Genomic DNA, 14,496 nt, shown 5'->3' with positions numbered 1-14,496 from the left:
GGGCTAGAGTGTGTTGCATGGTGCAACACAAACACTCCCCCTCGACCACGACCGCTCCGACCGCGAGCGCCGCCCCATCGGCCGGCCGCCGCCCGCGCCTCGACCCCCGGTTCTGGCGAGGGCTCGGCCTGCACCTCCTCATCCCCCTCTTCCTCGCCGCGGGGATGGCCCTGGCCTACCTCGGAGCGTTCGGCCACCCCGCGCCCCACCACCTGCCCGTCGCCGTCGTGGGCACCAGCGCCGAGGCCGAGGTCTTCGCCCAGACCCTCAACGACCGGGCGCCTGACGCCCTCGACGTCCGCACGGTCGCCGACGAGGGCGCCGCCCGGGGCCTCGTCGCCGACCGGGAGGTCGTCGCCGCCTACGAGGCGACCACCGACGACGCCACCCTCTTCGTCTCGAGCGCCGCGAGCGACACGACGGCGTCCGTCGTGCAGAAGGTCTTCCTGCCCGTGGCGTACCAGCAGCAGCTGCCGCTGCAGGTCGAGGACGTCGTGCCCTCGGGCGAGGGCGACCCCACCGGGCAGGGCCTCTTCTTCCTGCTCGTCGCCCTCAGCGTCGGCGGGTACGCGAGCGCGGCCGCGATCTCGGCGGTCGTCGCAGCGGCCCGCACGGGCCTGGCCGCGCGCCTCGGCGTCGCGGTCGCGACCGCCGCCGTCGTGGCCGCGATCGGCACGCTCGTCGTCGGGCCGGTCTACGGCATCGTCGACCACGCCCTCGGCCAGCTGTGGCTGCTCAGCTGGCTCTACGTCTCGACGATCGTCGTCATCGGCGTCGGCCTGCACCCGCTGCTCCGGCACTGGACCACGCCCGTGCTCACGATGCTCTTCGTGATGCTCAACTTCACCAGCTCGGGCGGAGTGTTCGCCGCCGGCCTGGTGCCGCCGTTCTTCGCCGCGCTGAGCAGCTTCTGGAACGGCGCCGCGTGGCTGCACGCGACGCAGACCGTCGTCTACTTCGCCGACCAGGGCGTCGGCCGCGACGTGCTCGTGCTCGCCCTCTGGCTGGTCGCCGGCCTGCTCGTCGCCGGGCTCGTGCACCTCGGCAGCGTCCGCCGCACGCGGCTGGCCGACGAGCTCGCGCCCGTGACGGAGGAGGACGAGGTGGTCGCCGCCTAGGCGACCCCCGCCCTACGGCCGGGCAGCGGCGTCGACGACGTCGGCCGGGGCCTCGCCCGTCGGGTCGTCGGCCGTCGGGTCGTCGAGGTCGGCGCCGCCGAGGGGCGTGCCCTCCCACGAGACGAGGCGGAAGCCGTCGGTCGTGCTGCCCTCGACGACGACCACGCCCGTGTTCGAGAGGTCGTGGTCACGGACGAACGTGCCGCCCGCCCCCGCCACCCGGCAGCCGACCCAGCCGCGCACGGCCGCGCCGTGGCTCACCACGGCCACCGTGTCGTGGCCGTCGGCCGTCGCGCGCCCGATCGCCGCGTCGTAGCGGGCCAGGAACTCGTGGCCGCTCTCGGCCCCGGGCATCCGCGCGTCGCGGTCGCCGACGACCCACCGGGCGACCGTGCCCATGTAGGCGGCGCCCGCAGCGGGGTCGTTGCGCATCTCGAGGTCGCCCGCGACGACCTCGCGGAGGCCGTCGAGCACGACGGGCTCGAGGCCCCGCGCCGCGGCCAGGGGCGCCGCCGTCAGCTGGGTGCGCACGAGCGTGCTGACGAACAGCGCGCCGATCGTCTCCGCCGCGAGCGCGGCCGGCAGGGCCTCCGCCTGGCGCAGGCCCAGGTCGGTCAGGCGGGCGCCGGGCGCGGTCGTGCCGAGGGCGCCGATGACGTTGTCGGGGGTCTGGCCGTGTCGGATCAGGAGCAGTCGCATGATGCGCCCAGCCTACGAGAGGCCCCCGACGCCGGTCTCCGGGCGCGGCACCGGGCCCGCACCGGCGTCCGCGACGACGACCAGGTCGGCCGAGGCCCGCCCGGCGCGCACCAGCCGGGCGTTGCTCTCGTCGGGGCCGGTCGCCCACGCGAGCGCTGCCTCCTCGTCCTTGCCGAAGCGCACGTGCCGGGCCACGAGGCGCCGCAGGCGCTCCGCCGGGTCGACCTCGACGAACCACGTCTCGTGCAGGGCGGCGCGGGCCGCCGTCCACGGCTCGGCGTCCACGAGGAGGTAGTTGCCCTCGGTGACGACCACCTCGACCTCGGGCGCGACGGCGATCGAGCCGGCCACCGCCTCCTCGAGGTCGCGATCGAAGTCGGGCGCCCAGACCGGGCGCGGCCCCGGCGCCGCGAGACGCCGCAGCAGCGCGACGTATCCGTCGGCGTCGAACGTGTCGGGGGCGCCCTTGCGGTCGCGACGCCCGAGGCGGTCGAGCTCGACGTTCGCGAGGTGGAAGCCGTCCATCGGCACGACGACGGCGCTCAGCCCCGCGGCCCCGAGCGCGACGACGAGCTGGGCCGCGAGGGTGCTCTTGCCCGCGCCGGGCTCGCCCGCCAGCCCGACGACGGTGCGGCGCCGGCCGGAGGCGCGGTGCCGGTCGACGAGGCCGGCCGCGGCCTCGCTCGCCCGCGTCGCGCCCGCCGTCACGGCCTCAGAGGCCCTTCGCGGCGGCGGCTCGGTCGCGTCGGCCGGCCAGGGCCTTGCGCAGCACGGTGACGACGATCGGCATCACCGACACGACCACGAGGACGATCGCCCAGACGTCGACGTGGTCGCGGATGATCGGCACCCCGCCGAGCAGCGAGCCGAGCACGACCATGCCGACGGCCCAGAGGAAGGCGCCGACGACGTTGAAGACGACGAACTTGCGGTAGGTGTAGCCCGCGGTGCCGGCGGCCAGGGGCACGTAGGTGCGGACGATCGGCACGAACCGGCCGAGGATGAGCGAGACGCCGCCGTACCTGGCGAAGAACGCCTCGGCCTTCTCGAGGTGCGCGGTCTTCAGCACGCGCGCGTCGCGGCGGAACCACCGGCGCCCGAAGGTGTGGCCGAGGAAGAAGCCGACCTGGTCGCCCAGGAAGGCCGCGACGAAGGCGCAGAGCGCGATCACCCAGACCTCGAGGCCGAGCGGCTCGTGCAGCAGGCCGGCCGTGAACAGGAGGGAGTCGCCGGGCAGGAAGGGGAAGAGCACGCCCGACTCGATGAAGATCATCAGCGAGATCCCGGCGAGCGCCCACGGCCCCAGGGCGGGCAGCAGGGCCTCGGGGTCGAAGAGGAGGAACCCCCCGGAGGCGGCGGGCAGGGAGGCGAGGAGCGCGTCGGTCGTCACCGGAGGACTGTAACAAGGTCGGCGGGCACGACCGGTCCTCCCCCGCGCAGCGCAGCCGGGCCCGCTCCGCCTCGTCCGGTCGGCGGATGCCGCCGGGGCGCCCGCGGCCCTATCGTCGGTCGAGGACCGCCGTGCGACCGCGCGGGGGCGGCGCTGCGGCGCCGGACGGCCCCGGGGAGGAACCCACCACATGATCGAAGCTCGGCACCTGACCAAGAGGTACGGCCAGAAGGTCGCCCTCGACGACGTGTCGTTCACCGTGAGGCCGGGCATCGTGACCGGCTTCCTCGGGCCGAACGGCGCGGGCAAGTCGACGACGATGCGCATGGTGGTCGGCCTCGACCGCCCCAGCTCCGGCTCGGTGACGGTGAACGGCCGCCCCTACGCCGAGCACCGGGCTCCCCTCCGCGAGGTGGGCGTGCTGCTCGACGCGAAGGCCGTGCACCGCGGGCGCAGCGCCTCCGAGCACCTCCACGCGATGGCCGCGACCCACGGCATCGGCCGCTCGCGCGTCGCGGAGGTCATCGCCCTCACGGGGCTGGAGCCCGTCGCGAAGAAGCGCGTCGGCGGCTTCTCGCTCGGCATGGGCCAGCGTCTCGGCATCGCCGCGGCGCTGCTCGGCGACCCGGCCACCCTGATCTTCGACGAGCCGGTCAACGGCCTCGACCCCGAGGGGGTCGTCTGGGTCCGCACCCTGGCCCGCCACCTCGCCGCCGAGGGGCGCACGGTCTTCCTCTCGTCGCACCTGATGAGCGAGATGGCCCAGACCGCCGACCACCTCATCGTGCTCGGCCGCGGCCGCGTGCTCGCCGACGCCCCCGTCAGCGAGGTGATCGCCCAGGCCTCGGGCGACGGGGTGCGCGTGCGCAGCCCGCACCTGCCCCAGCTCGTCGAGCTCGTCCGCGCCGAGCACGGCGTCGAGCCGGTCACGGCCGACGACGGCTCGCTCGAGCTGCCCGGCGTCACCGCGGCCCGGGTCGGCGAGCTCGCCGCCTCGCGCGGCATCGTCCTGCACGAGCTGACCCCGGTGGTGCGCTCGCTGGAGGAGGCCTACATGTCGCTCACCCAGGACTCCGTCGAGTACCACGCGGGCGGCGCCGCCGCCGCGACCCCCGCCTCCCCCGCCGCGGCCGAGAAGGCCGCCACGACCCCCGGAGCCTCGCGATGACCGCCGCCGCCCCCACCCGACGCTCCGCCCACGGCCACTCGGTCGGGCCCGGCGTGACCTTCGCCCACGTCGTCGCCTCCGAGTGGATCAAGCTCCGCAGCCTGCGCTCGACCGCGTGGTGCTTCGCCGTCATCGTCGTGATCGTCGTCGGGTTCGGCGCGCTGTTCGCCTCCGTCGCCAGCGGCTTCGAGGGCATGGAGGCCACGGCCGAGCAGCAGCAGGCGCTCGGCGTGCAGGTCATCACGATCGGCGTCGCCTTCGCCCAGCTCGTCGCCGCGGTGCTCGGCGCCCTCGTCATCACCGGCGAGTACGGCACGGGCATGATCCGCTCGACCTTTACCGCCGTGCCCCGGCGCACACCCGCGCTCGTGGCCAAGGTGCTGATCGTCGGCGTCAGCACCTTCGTCGTCTCCGGCCTCGCCCTGGTCGTCGCCGCGCTCGTCTGCACGCCCCTGCTCTCGTCGTCGACGGGCATCGAGCTCGACCTCGGCGACACCGGCCTGTGGTGGTCGCTGGTCGGCGCCGCCGCCAGCGTCGCGATGATCGCGATGATCTCGTTCGGGCTGGGCGCGGTCATCCGCAACGGGGCCGGCGGCATCGCGGCGTCGATCGGCCTGGTCTTCGTGCTGCCGATCATCTTCACGATCGGCATGGCCGTGATCTCCGAGCCGTGGATCTACACGCTGTACGAGTTCACCCCGCCCCAGGCCGCGACCCGGGTCTTCGAGTACCAGGTCGAGGGGTCGTCGATGCTGACCCCGCCGACGGTCGACGACGCCGTGGTGCTGACGCCGTGGCAGGCCCTCGGCGTGCTCGCCGGCTGGGTCGTCGCCCTGTTCGTCGTCGCGGTCGCCGCGGTGAAGCGCCGCGACGTCTGACGCCGCCGCCGTCACCGCTCGGCCTCGGAGCCCGCCGGCCGCCCCTCGGGGCGGCTCGCGGGCTCCCGGCACATCCAGGGGCGATCCGCGGGAATGATCCAGGCGGGCGGGGCCTTCTCCCTGGAGCGTCTCGACGGTGAGGTCGCCTCCCGCCATCCGCCCTCGTTCCCCAGGAGCACCGCCATGACGAGCGACACCGCCCGCCCCACGACCGCCGCCCCCGCCGGCGCGGCCGGCGCCGACGACGGCCCCGACGCGGCGACCGCCGCCCGCAACAAGCTGGTCATCGGCCTGCTGCTCGTCTCGGCCTTCGTCGTCATCCTCAACGAGACGATCATGGGCGTCGCGTTGCCCAGCCTCACGCGCGACCTCGACATCACGGTCACGGCCGGCCAGTGGCTGACCACCGGCTTCATGCTGACGATGGCCGTCGTCATCCCGATCACGGGCTTCCTGCTCCAGCGCTTCGACACGCGCCCCGTGTTCATCACCGCGATGAGCCTGTTCAGCCTCGGCACCGCCATCTCGGCGTTCGCGCCCGGCTTCAGCGTGCTGCTGATCGGCCGCGTGGTGCAGGCGTCGGGCACCGCGATCATGATGCCGCTGCTCATGACGACCGTCCTGACCCTCGTGCCGCCGGCGACCCGCGGCCGCACGATGGGCAACATCTCGATCGTCATCTCGGTGGCCCCGGCCATCGGCCCGACCATCTCCGGCCTCATCCTCAGCGTCCTCGAGTGGCGCTTCATGTTCATCCTGGTGCTGCCGATCGCCCTCGCGGCGCTCGCCCTCGGGGCCGTCCGCGTCAAGAACGTGACGACGCCCACCAAGGTGCCCCTCGACGTGCTGTCGGTCATCCTCTCCGCGTTCGCCTTCGGCGGCGTCGTCTACGGGCTCAGCACCTTCGGCGAGGGCGCCGAGGCCGCCGTGCCGGCGTGGGTGCCGCTCGCGGTCGGCGTCGTGGCCCTCGTCGCGTTCGTGCTGCGCCAGCGCGCGCTGCAGCGCACCGACACGGCGCTCCTCGACCTCCGCACCTTCGCCTCCCGCACCTTCACGATGTCGACCCTCGTGCTCGGCATCGGCATGATCGCCCTGTTCGGCACGCTGATCGTCCTGCCGATCTACCTCCAGAACGTGCACGGCCTCGACCCCCTCGCGACCGGCCTGCTGCTCCTGCCGGGCGGGCTCGTCCAGGGCCTCCTGTCGCCGATCGTCGGCCGCCTCTTCGACAAGTACGGCCCGACCGTCCTGCTCGTGCCCGGCACCGCCCTGGTCACCGCCGTGCTGTGGTTCCTGTCGACGGTCTCCGAGTCGACGCCGATCCCGATGGTGCTCGGGGCGCACGTCGCGCTGAGCATCGGCCTCGCCCTCATGTTCACGCCGCTCTTCACGTCGGGCCTCGGCTCGCTGCCGGGGCGTCTGTACTCGCACGGCAGCGCGGTCGTCGGCACGGTGCAGCAGGTCGCCGGTGCCGCCGGCACGGCCGTGTTCGTCACCGTGATGACCCTCGCCGCGACCACGGCCGCCTCCGGCGGCGCGGGCGACGTCGCCGCCGCCAGCAGCGGCGTGCGGGCGGCCTTCCTCGTCGGCGCGGTCATCTCGGTGTTCGCCGTGGTCGGCTCGTTCTTCGTCCGCCGGCCGCCGGTGGTCGAGGGCGCCGAGAAGGTGGTCGCGCACTAGCCGACCCTCCTCGGGGCGGACACCGCGCCTCCCCGGCCCGCGGCCTTCCCAGGCCGGCTCCGGCTGGCTCCGCCTCCGCCCCCTGACGCCTGCGCGCCGACCCCGTGTCGAGCGTTCAGGCGTCAGCGGCGTCCGGGGGGTCGTCGGCGCCCCGCCGAGCCGGGTCGCCCTGAACGCTCGACGCCTCCGCCGCGAGCCCCTCCGGGGCACCGGTCACCGGCCCCGGGCGGGGAGTAGCTTCGACCGGTCGCGGCCCGTGCAGAGGCTGCACTCCTGCAGCGCCTGCACTCCCCGACCGGCCGACGGCACCTGCGCCGCGGCCGCTCCGCACGTCGAGCGCAGCACCCGGGGAGGCACCCATGTCGAACACGCCCACCACCGCCGAGGGGGCGACCGGGGCTCCCCGGCGCAGCCTCGTCCCGGCCCGGATGGACCGCCTGCCGTGGACCCGCTTCCACTGGACGATCGTCGTCGGCCTCGGCTTCTCGTGGGTGCTCGACGGCCTCGAGATCCAGATCGTCGCCTCCGCCGGCTTCCAGGCCGACCTCGGCCTCACGGCTGCGCAGGTCGGCTACCTCGGCACGATCTACCTGCTCGGCCAGGTCGCCGGCGCCCTGATCTTCGGGCGCATGAGCGACACGCTCGGCCGCAAGAAGCTCTTCATCCTCACGCTGGCGATCTACCTCGTGGCCAGCGGCCTCGCCGGGCTCTCGCCGAACTTCGCCTTCCTGGCCGTGTTCCGCTTCATCGCCGGCATGGGCATCGGCGGCGAGTACGCCGCGATCAACTCGGCCATCGACGAGATCATCCCGTCGCGCTACCGCGGCCGCGTCGACATCGCGATCAACGGCACGTACTGGGGCGGTGCGGCCCTCGGCTCGGCCGCCAACCTCTTCCTGCTGAACACCGACTACTTCGCGGAGGACGTCGGCTGGCGCATCGGCTTCTTCATCGGCCCGGTGCTCGGGCTGATCATCATCTACCTGCGCCGGCACATCCCCGAGAGCCCGCGCTGGCTGATGACCCACGGCCGCGAGGAGGAGGCCGAGGCCACCGTCACCGACATCGAGAAGAGGGTGGAGGCGGAGGGCCGGCACCTGGAGCCCGTCAGCGACGACCAGGCGCTCGAGATCGCCGGCGACGGCCGGATCTCGTTCAGCGTCATCGTCCGCACCCTGGTGAAGGACTACCCGAAGCGCACCCTCGTCGCCGCGACGATGATGATCACGCAGTCGTTCCTCTACAACGCGATCTTCTTCACCTACGCCCTGGTGCTGCAGAACTTCTACGGCACCGACCCGGCGTCGACGCAGTACTTCTTCTTCCCGTTCGCGATCGGCAACCTGCTCGGCCCGCTGCTGCTCGGCCACCTCTTCGACACCTGGGGCCGCCGGCAGATGATCTTCCTCACCTACGGCGTCTCGGCCGTGGTGCTGGCCGTGTCGGCCGTGCTCTTCCACATGGACGTGCTGAGCGCGACGACCCAGACGGTCTTCTGGTGCGTGTCGTTCTTCTTCGCGTCGGCGGGCGCCTCCTCGGCGTACCTCACGGTGAGCGAGATCTTCCCGCTCGAGCTGCGCGGCCAGGTCATCGGCTACTTCTTCGCGCTCGGCCAGATCGCGGGCGCGGTCGCCCCGACGCTCTACGGCGCCCTGATCGGCGACGGCACCGACCGGGGGCCGCTGACCTTCGGCTACTTCCTCGGCGCGGGCATCATGCTGGTCGGCGGCGTGATCGCGTTCGTCTTCGGCGTGGCCGCCGAACGGAAGTCGCTCGAGGCGATCACCAGCCCCCTGTCGGTGGTGAAGCCCCGGTCGTGAGGCCGGCCCGGTCGAGAGGCCGGGCCGGGTCGTGAGGCCGGCGCCGCTCGTCAGCGCGTGACGAGCGGCGTCATCCGGGCGAGGTCGGGCAGCAGGCCGATGTCGACCAGCACGACCTCCCCCGCGAGGCCGGCCGCCGGCTCGAGCAGCAGCCCGGCCTTGTGGCCGCCGAAGGTGACCGTCAGGGTCGCCGGGAGCACGGCGGGGTCGGGCACGCTGCCGTCGTCGGGGCCGACGCCGCTGGGCACGTCGACCGCGACCACGGCGGGCGCGCCCGGCTGGCGCAGCGAGGGCAGCAGGGCCTCGACGACGTCCCGCGCGCGGCCGCGCAGCGCGGGGTCGGCGCTCGTGCCCGTACCGACGAGGCCGTCGAGCAGCACCGCGGCACCCGTCTCCTGCAGTCGCCGACCGGCGCCCTCGGGCGTGTCCCACGCGGCCGGGTCGTCCGTGACGGCCCCGGCCCCGGTGGCCGCGGCGAGGCCGGCCTCGTGCACCCGGGAGCCGGTCGGCACCACGGTCACCGGGCAGCCGTCGGCCGCGAGCCCCGCCCCGGCGAAGAGCGCGTCGCCCCCGTTCGACCCGCTGCCGACGAGCAGCACCACGGGGGCGGGCCACCGGCCGGAGTCGCGCAGCAGACCGCGCACCGCCTCCGCCAGGCCGTCGCTCGCGCGCTGCATCAGCGGCTCGCCCGCCTCGAGGTGCGGCGCCTCGGCCGCCCTGACCTGCTCTGCCGACCATCCGTGGACCATGGGGTCCATCGTGGCCGACCCGCGCCTCCCGCGCTCGCTCCGAGGGAAGCAGACCGGGACCGGGGCGATCCGGGCACGAACGGACCGGTCCGGGCACGCGGAGGCGCCTCCCTGCCAGACTGGCCGGATGCGTTCTGAGGCCCACAACCCCGTCGACGGCACCGCGATCGCCTACGAGGTGGCCGGCGACGGTGCCCCGCTGCTGCTCGTGCACGGCTCGGGCCTGTCGAAGGGCAGCTGGCGCGGGCTCGGCTACCTGCGCGACCTCGAGCGCGACTTCACCGTCGTCGCCCTCGACCTGCGGGGCCACGGCCGGAGCGGCGGCCCCCACGACCCCGCCGCGTACTCGATGGCCCACCACCGCGCCGACGTCGCCGCCGTGCTCGACGCCACCGGGCTCGCGCCGGTGCACTACGTCGGGTACTCGTTCGGCGCCCGGGTCGGCCTGTCGATCGCGGCCCACGAGCCCGAGCTGCTCCGCACCCTGACGACGATCGGGGGCAGCTGGGCGCCGATGAACGGCAACATCGGCGCGACCTTCACGCCCGACTGGCACGAGCGGCTCACGACCGGGGGCATGGACTCGTTCATCGCCGGGTGGGAGCTCGCGATGGGCCGCCCGCTCGACCCCGGCACGCGGCTCGCCTTCCGCCAGGACGACCCGGAGGCGCTGGCGGCGTTCTTCACCGCCGCCGAGACGGGCGGCGGCCTCACGGCCGAGCAGCTCGACTCGGTCACGGTGCCGACGCTGCTGCTCGCGGGCACCCGCGACGTCGAGCGGCACCGCGAGTCGCAGGACGCCGCACGCCGCATGCCCGAGGCCGCGTTCTACGAGCTCGTCGGGCAGGACCACGCGTCGTCGCTGCAGCCGGTCGACCAGGTGACCGACCTGCTGCGGACCTTCCTCGAGGCCGTCGACGCCTGAGCGCCCCGTCGCGTCAGCGCGCCGCCCCGGCGTCGACGGTTCAGGAGGCAGCCGCGCGGGGCGCCCCGCGACGGGCCGCTCACACCGGCCGCTCCTGAACGCTCGACGCGCTCGACGGATGCGACGCGCCCGTGGAGCGCGACACGGCCGCCCGTCGCTGCGATGATGGACGCACCATGGGCATCAGTCGTCGCGCGTTCCTGACGGGCTCGGTCTCCGGGGCCGTGCTCCTGCTGGCCGCCTGCACGACCGACGCCCCGCCGCCGACGGCGACCCCCACCCCCACGGCGACCCCGACGCCCACGCCGACCCCGCTGCCCGAGGGCGTCGCCCCGGTGGCCTTCCGGCGCAGCGACTGGGCCCGCGACCCGTACGCCCTCGGTGCGACGAGCCACCTCACCCCCGACGCCGGGCCCGACAGCCGGCGGACGCTCCGCGAGCCCCTCGGCGACCGCGTCTTCCTCGCCGGCGAGGCCACGGCGTCGGTGTCGCCCGGCACGGTCTCCGGGGCGCGGGCGAGCGGGTTCGAGGTGGCCGACGCCGTGGCCGACGTCGCGCAGCCGGGCGAGCGCATCGCCGTGGTCGGCGCCGGCGTCGCCGGGGCGACGGCCGCGCGCAGCCTGGCCGACCGCGGCTTCGAGGTCGTCGTGATCGAGGCCAGGGACCGCGTCGGGGGCCGCGTCCACAGCGTCGACGGCGACGACTGGCCCTTCCCCGTCGAGCTCGGCGCCGCCCTCCCCCTCGGCGACGCGGCCGTCGCCCTCCGCGCGGCCCTGGCCCTCAGCGGGGTGGCCCTGACCCGGCTCGAGCCCACCGTCGAGGCCCGGGCCGCCGACGGGGCCGCCCTCGTCACCGACGGCCCCGTGCTCGACGCGACGACCGCCTCCGCCCTCGCCCGGGCCGCCGAGTGGGCGGTCGGCCGCGCCGGCTCCCCCACCCTCGCGGAGGCGCTGGCCGGCTCCGGGGCCGACCAGGTGTCGGCCGAGCCCGACGCCTCGGGAGTCTCCGACGCCGACCGGCTCGCCGTCGTGGTCGACGAGGTGCTGCCGGTCCGCTTCGGCGCGGGCGCCTCGGCCCTCGCCGCCCGCGAGCTCGACGCCGGCAGCGCCTCCGGCGTCTCCGACCTCGTCCTGCCCGCGGACGCCGCCCTCGTCACCGGCGGCTTCTCGTCGTTCGTCACGGCCCAGCTGCGGGGCCTCGACGTGCTGCGCGACAGCAACGTCGTGCGCATCCGCCACGGCGACGAGGGCGTCGGCCTGCGCACGGCCACCGGTGAGTCGCTCTCCGCCGACCGCGCCGTCGTCACCGTCCCGCTGGGGGTGCTGAAGGAGGCGTCGGTCGAGTTCTCGCCGGAGCTCCCGCAGCAGCACCTCGACGCGATCGACGCCCTGGGCGTCGGCCACCAGGAGGTGCTCTGGCTGCGCTTCGAGCGCGCGTTCTGGTCGACCACGGCCACCGTCTGGGTCGTCGCCGACGACACGGCCCGCTGGCGCGTCTTCCTCAACCTCGAGCCGGTCACGGGCGAGCCGGTGCTCGTCGCCCTCACGGGCGGCGACGCGGCCCTGGCGACCCTCGAGCTCGACGACGACGAGGCCGTCGCCCAGGCGATGGCGAGCCTGCAGCCCTACCTCGACCTGCTCGACGACCCGGCCGACGACGGCGCCGAAGGCGACGACGGAGCCGGCACCGAGCCGGGCGAGACCACGACCCCCGACTCGACCCCCGCCTCCTGAGCCCCGGCCGCGCCGGCCGCCCCTGTCGCACCGGAGCCCGCCCCGCCCCCGGGCTGGTCGGCGTGCCCGGGCGGAGGCGCGGTGCCGGCCAGCGGGCCGCGGGGCCGCAGGTGGCTGAGCGCGATCAGCCCGGTCAGCACCCCGACGATCGTGCCGAGCGCGATGGCGTTGTACATCAGGAACTCGCCGGGCCACGAGACCTGCGCCGGGTCGAGGAAGAAGTAGGGGTACCAGCCGACGTCGGCGCCGCGGACGATCGTGGCCACGCCCCAGACGACCGGGTAGACGAGGACGACGCCGAGCACCTTCCAGCTGATGCGGCTGCGCCCCGGGGCCAGCACCCAGTCGACGAGCACGTAGCTGGGGATCCAGAAGTGCAGCACCTGGCTCGACCAGGGCACGCCGATCGCGTAGCCGTTGGCCAGCGACTCGGCGACGATGATGCCGTAGACGATGCCCGACACGATGACGTAGGTCGTGACCAGCGCGTGGACGGAGACGAAGAGCGGCGACTCCGACCGGCCGCGGAGGGCGGCCACCCCCGAGCCGACGAGCACCACGACGTTCGACATGTTGCTCTGCTGCGTGAAGTAGCTGAAGTAGTTGAACGACGTGAAGGTCGAGAAGCCGAGCACGTAGACGAAGTTGCCCACGAGCGCGACGAGGCCCACGGCGGCGGCCAGGAGGCGCAGGCCCCCCACGACGTGACGCACTTCGACGGTTCTCCTTCGGCGACCTGCCGCGGCCCGGTCCGGCTGCGGCGGAGACGACGAGCGTACTAGCGCCGACCGGGTGCGGCACGGGTGCCGCGCCCGGTCGGCGCTGGTGCGATCGACGCCGCGAGGGGCCCGCGGTCGCGGGCCCCGGGCGGGATCAGGACGGGATGTAGTCGAACGTGTCGGGGTCGGGGCCCGTGCGCTCGCCCTTGTCGAGGTCGGTGATCGCGGCCACGTCGGCGTCGCTCAGCTCGAAGTCGAAGAGCGCGAAGTTCTCCTCCACGCGCTTGCGCGTGACCGACTTCGGGAAGACGATGTCGCCGCGCTGCACGTGCCAGCGCAGGGTGACCTGCGCGGTCGACTTGCCGACGCGCTCCGCGATCTCGACGAGGGTCGGGTCGTCGAGCACCTTGCCCTGGGCGATGGGCGACCAGGCCTCGGTGTGGATGCCGTGCTCGACGCCGAAGAGGCGCAGCGAGTCGTTCGTGAGGTACGGGTGCACCTCGATCTGGTTGACGGCGGGCACGACGTCGGACTCGTCGAGCAGGCGCTGCAGGTGGGCCTGCTGGAAGTTCGAGACGCCGATGGCCTTGGCGCGGCCGGTCGCGTGGATCTCCTCGAGGGCCTTCCAGGTCTCGAGGTAGTCGACGTCGGTGGTCGGCAGGGGCCAGTGGATGAGGAAGAGGTCGACGTAGTCGCTGCCGAGGGCGTCGAGCGTGCCGTCGAACGCCTTCAGCGCGTCGTCGCGGCGGTGGAAGCCGTTGTTGAGCTTGGAGGTGACGAACACCTCGGAGCGGTCGAGGCCGGAGGCGCGGAGGGCCTCGCCGACGCCGGCCTCGTTGCCGTACATCTCGGCCGTGTCGATGTGGCGGTAGCCGACCTCGAGGGCGGCGAGCGTCGCGTCCTTCGTCTCGTCGGGCTCGATCTGGTAGACGCCGAAGCCGAGCTGGGGGATCTCGACGCCGTTGTTCAGGGTGATGGTGGGGATCGTGGTCATGCACACCAGGCAACCACTCGCGCCCGACGGCGTCCCGGCCAACGCCCCTGGTTCTCTCGGTCGCATCGTGGTACAGTCATGAGTCGCTTGGCGATGATCCTCTCAGATCGTCCCCGATCCACGGCCTGTCGTCCACACGCAGGCCGGATCGAACAGCCTCACGAGCACCACCGGTCCGGGCCTCACCAGCCCGCCTACTCACCGGTCCGTCGCTCGAGAGCGAGGCCCGACCAGGTCACCGACCTGCGGACGCACCGTCCGACCCGCCGAGAACGGCGGACCACGCACGCCCCGCGCTGCGTGCCACAGAGCAAGAGCACCGAGAGAAACACATCATGAACGAGAACATCATCACCGTCTCGGGCACGGTCACCACCGAGCCCTCCCCGTCCACCCCCCGCCTCGTCGAGTTCGTCGTCGTCGACGACCGCGGCGCCGAGTTCGTCGTCCGCGCCTGGGCCGACGTCGTCACCGACGCCGTCCGCGTCGGCTCGGCCGTCACGGTCGAGGGCGCCCAGGGCTGGGTCATCCCCGGCCGCAGCTGGCGCCGCGAGCCGAGCCGCACCATCGTGCAGGCGTACGCCGTGAGCACCGGCGCGCTCGCGCTGGCGGCCTAGCCGCTC

Annotated in this window: 14 protein-coding genes; 8 read left to right on the top strand and 6 right to left on the bottom strand. The window is 74.2% G+C overall.

The features are described 5' to 3' along the window. The first annotated feature begins 17 nt into the window (after window positions 1–17). Window positions 18–1,118 (top strand): hypothetical protein, encoded by a 1,101-nt coding sequence (locus IFT72_RS00970; RefSeq protein ID WP_192045329.1) that lies wholly within the window; start codon window positions 18–20, stop codon window positions 1,116–1,118. A gap of 12 nt (window positions 1,119–1,130) precedes the next feature. Here IFT72_RS00970 and IFT72_RS00965 read toward each other — a convergent pair whose 3' ends face one another. Genes IFT72_RS00965 through IFT72_RS15785 form a run of 3 tightly spaced genes read right to left on the bottom strand, consistent with a single transcriptional unit; the run spans window position 1,131 to window position 3,207 of the window. Beyond that, on the bottom strand, window positions 1,131–1,817 hold the full coding sequence (locus IFT72_RS00965) for a histidine phosphatase family protein (RefSeq protein ID WP_192045328.1): 687 nt from the start codon (window positions 1,815–1,817) through the stop codon (window positions 1,131–1,133). A gap of 12 nt (window positions 1,818–1,829) precedes the next feature. Further along, the gene (locus tag IFT72_RS00960) at window positions 1,830–2,525 is read right to left on the bottom strand and encodes a nucleoside/nucleotide kinase family protein (protein ID WP_192045327.1); all 696 of its coding nucleotides are present in this window, start codon (window positions 2,523–2,525) and stop codon (window positions 1,830–1,832) included. 4 nt (window positions 2,526–2,529) lie between these two features. Next, the gene (locus IFT72_RS15785; protein WP_371741123.1) at window positions 2,530–3,207 is read right to left on the bottom strand and encodes a DedA family protein; all 678 of its coding nucleotides are present in this window, start codon (window positions 3,205–3,207) and stop codon (window positions 2,530–2,532) included. Window positions 3,208–3,397: 190 nt separating this feature from the next. On the opposite strand from IFT72_RS15785, the gene IFT72_RS00950 reads away from it, so the two are divergent. The 4 genes from IFT72_RS00950 to IFT72_RS00935 all read left to right on the top strand — a co-directional run bounded on the left by IFT72_RS00950 (window position 3,398) and on the right by IFT72_RS00935 (window position 8,753). Then, a complete protein-coding gene (locus tag IFT72_RS00950) occupies window positions 3,398–4,375 on the top strand; it encodes an ABC transporter ATP-binding protein (RefSeq protein ID WP_056052803.1) in 978 nt (325 codons plus the stop codon). After that, the gene (locus IFT72_RS00945; protein WP_056052801.1) at window positions 4,372–5,253 is read left to right on the top strand and encodes an ABC transporter permease subunit; all 882 of its coding nucleotides are present in this window, start codon (window positions 4,372–4,374) and stop codon (window positions 5,251–5,253) included. The genes IFT72_RS00950 and IFT72_RS00945 overlap by 4 nt, the downstream gene beginning before the upstream one ends. Before the next feature lie 183 nt (window positions 5,254–5,436). Continuing rightward, entirely contained in the window at window positions 5,437–6,933 is a 1,497-nt protein-coding gene (locus IFT72_RS00940; protein WP_192045325.1) for a DHA2 family efflux MFS transporter permease subunit, read from the top strand. A gap of 428 nt (window positions 6,934–7,361) precedes the next feature. Further along, complete coding sequence (locus tag IFT72_RS00935) at window positions 7,362–8,753, top strand: MFS transporter (RefSeq protein ID WP_185234352.1); 1,392 nt, start codon at window positions 7,362–7,364, stop codon at window positions 8,751–8,753. 50 nt (window positions 8,754–8,803) lie between these two features. Here the strand turns inward: IFT72_RS00935 and IFT72_RS00930 are convergent, their stop codons facing one another. After that, the gene (locus tag IFT72_RS00930; RefSeq protein ID WP_244634136.1) at window positions 8,804–9,502 is read right to left on the bottom strand and encodes an NAD(P)H-hydrate epimerase; all 699 of its coding nucleotides are present in this window, start codon (window positions 9,500–9,502) and stop codon (window positions 8,804–8,806) included. Window positions 9,503–9,629: 127 nt separating this feature from the next. Between IFT72_RS00930 and IFT72_RS00925 the strand changes: the two genes are divergently transcribed. Next, a complete protein-coding gene (locus tag IFT72_RS00925) occupies window positions 9,630–10,427 on the top strand; it encodes an alpha/beta fold hydrolase (RefSeq protein ID WP_192045323.1) in 798 nt (265 codons plus the stop codon). Between the two features lie 176 nt (window positions 10,428–10,603). Next, window positions 10,604–12,160, top strand: coding sequence for an FAD-dependent oxidoreductase (locus IFT72_RS00920; protein ID WP_192045322.1), 1,557 nt, complete (start codon window positions 10,604–10,606; stop codon window positions 12,158–12,160). On the opposite strand, the gene IFT72_RS00915 is transcribed toward IFT72_RS00920, so the two are convergent. Both IFT72_RS00915 and IFT72_RS00910 read right to left on the bottom strand, forming a co-directional pair. Then, entirely contained in the window at window positions 12,052–12,873 is an 822-nt protein-coding gene (locus IFT72_RS00915) for a Pr6Pr family membrane protein (protein ID WP_192045321.1), read from the bottom strand. The genes IFT72_RS00920 and IFT72_RS00915 overlap by 109 nt on opposite strands. 160 nt (window positions 12,874–13,033) lie before the next feature. Beyond that, a complete protein-coding gene (locus IFT72_RS00910; RefSeq protein ID WP_056052777.1) occupies window positions 13,034–13,873 on the bottom strand; it encodes an aldo/keto reductase in 840 nt (279 codons plus the stop codon). Window positions 13,874–14,208: 335 nt separating this feature from the next. Between IFT72_RS00910 and IFT72_RS00905 the strand changes: the two genes are divergently transcribed. Beyond that, on the top strand, window positions 14,209–14,490 hold the full coding sequence (locus tag IFT72_RS00905; RefSeq protein ID WP_056052773.1) for a hypothetical protein: 282 nt from the start codon (window positions 14,209–14,211) through the stop codon (window positions 14,488–14,490). Window positions 14,491–14,496 lie beyond the last annotated feature (6 nt).

This window comes from Frigoribacterium sp. CFBP 8754, from assembly GCF_014841815.1.
GTDB lineage: Bacteria > Actinomycetota > Actinomycetes > Actinomycetales > Microbacteriaceae > Frigoribacterium > Frigoribacterium endophyticum.
The sequence above is the reverse complement of the archived record's forward strand: the minus strand, read 5'-3'. Positions and strand labels throughout refer to the sequence as shown.

Excerpts from the sequence above, each read along its gene's own strand:
- IFT72_RS00970 (WP_192045329.1), top strand. The coding sequence starts at position 18 with ATGGTGCAACACAAACACTCCCCCTCGACCACGACCGCTCCGACCGCG.
- IFT72_RS00965 (WP_192045328.1), bottom strand. The coding sequence starts at position 1,817 with ATGCGACTGCTCCTGATCCGACACGGCCAGACCCCCGACAACGTCATC.
- IFT72_RS00950 (WP_056052803.1), top strand. The coding sequence starts at position 3,398 with ATGATCGAAGCTCGGCACCTGACCAAGAGGTACGGCCAGAAGGTCGCC.
- IFT72_RS00945 (WP_056052801.1), top strand. The coding sequence starts at position 4,372 with ATGACCGCCGCCGCCCCCACCCGACGCTCCGCCCACGGCCACTCGGTC.
- IFT72_RS00940 (WP_192045325.1), top strand. The coding sequence starts at position 5,437 with ATGACGAGCGACACCGCCCGCCCCACGACCGCCGCCCCCGCCGGCGCG.
- IFT72_RS00935 (WP_185234352.1), top strand. The coding sequence starts at position 7,362 with ATGGACCGCCTGCCGTGGACCCGCTTCCACTGGACGATCGTCGTCGGC.
- IFT72_RS00930 (WP_244634136.1), bottom strand. The coding sequence starts at position 9,502 with ATGGTCCACGGATGGTCGGCAGAGCAGGTCAGGGCGGCCGAGGCGCCG.
- IFT72_RS00925 (WP_192045323.1), top strand. The coding sequence starts at position 9,630 with ATGCGTTCTGAGGCCCACAACCCCGTCGACGGCACCGCGATCGCCTAC.
- IFT72_RS00920 (WP_192045322.1), top strand. The coding sequence starts at position 10,604 with ATGGGCATCAGTCGTCGCGCGTTCCTGACGGGCTCGGTCTCCGGGGCC.
- IFT72_RS00910 (WP_056052777.1), bottom strand. The coding sequence starts at position 13,873 with ATGACCACGATCCCCACCATCACCCTGAACAACGGCGTCGAGATCCCC.
- IFT72_RS00905 (WP_056052773.1), top strand. The coding sequence starts at position 14,209 with ATGAACGAGAACATCATCACCGTCTCGGGCACGGTCACCACCGAGCCC.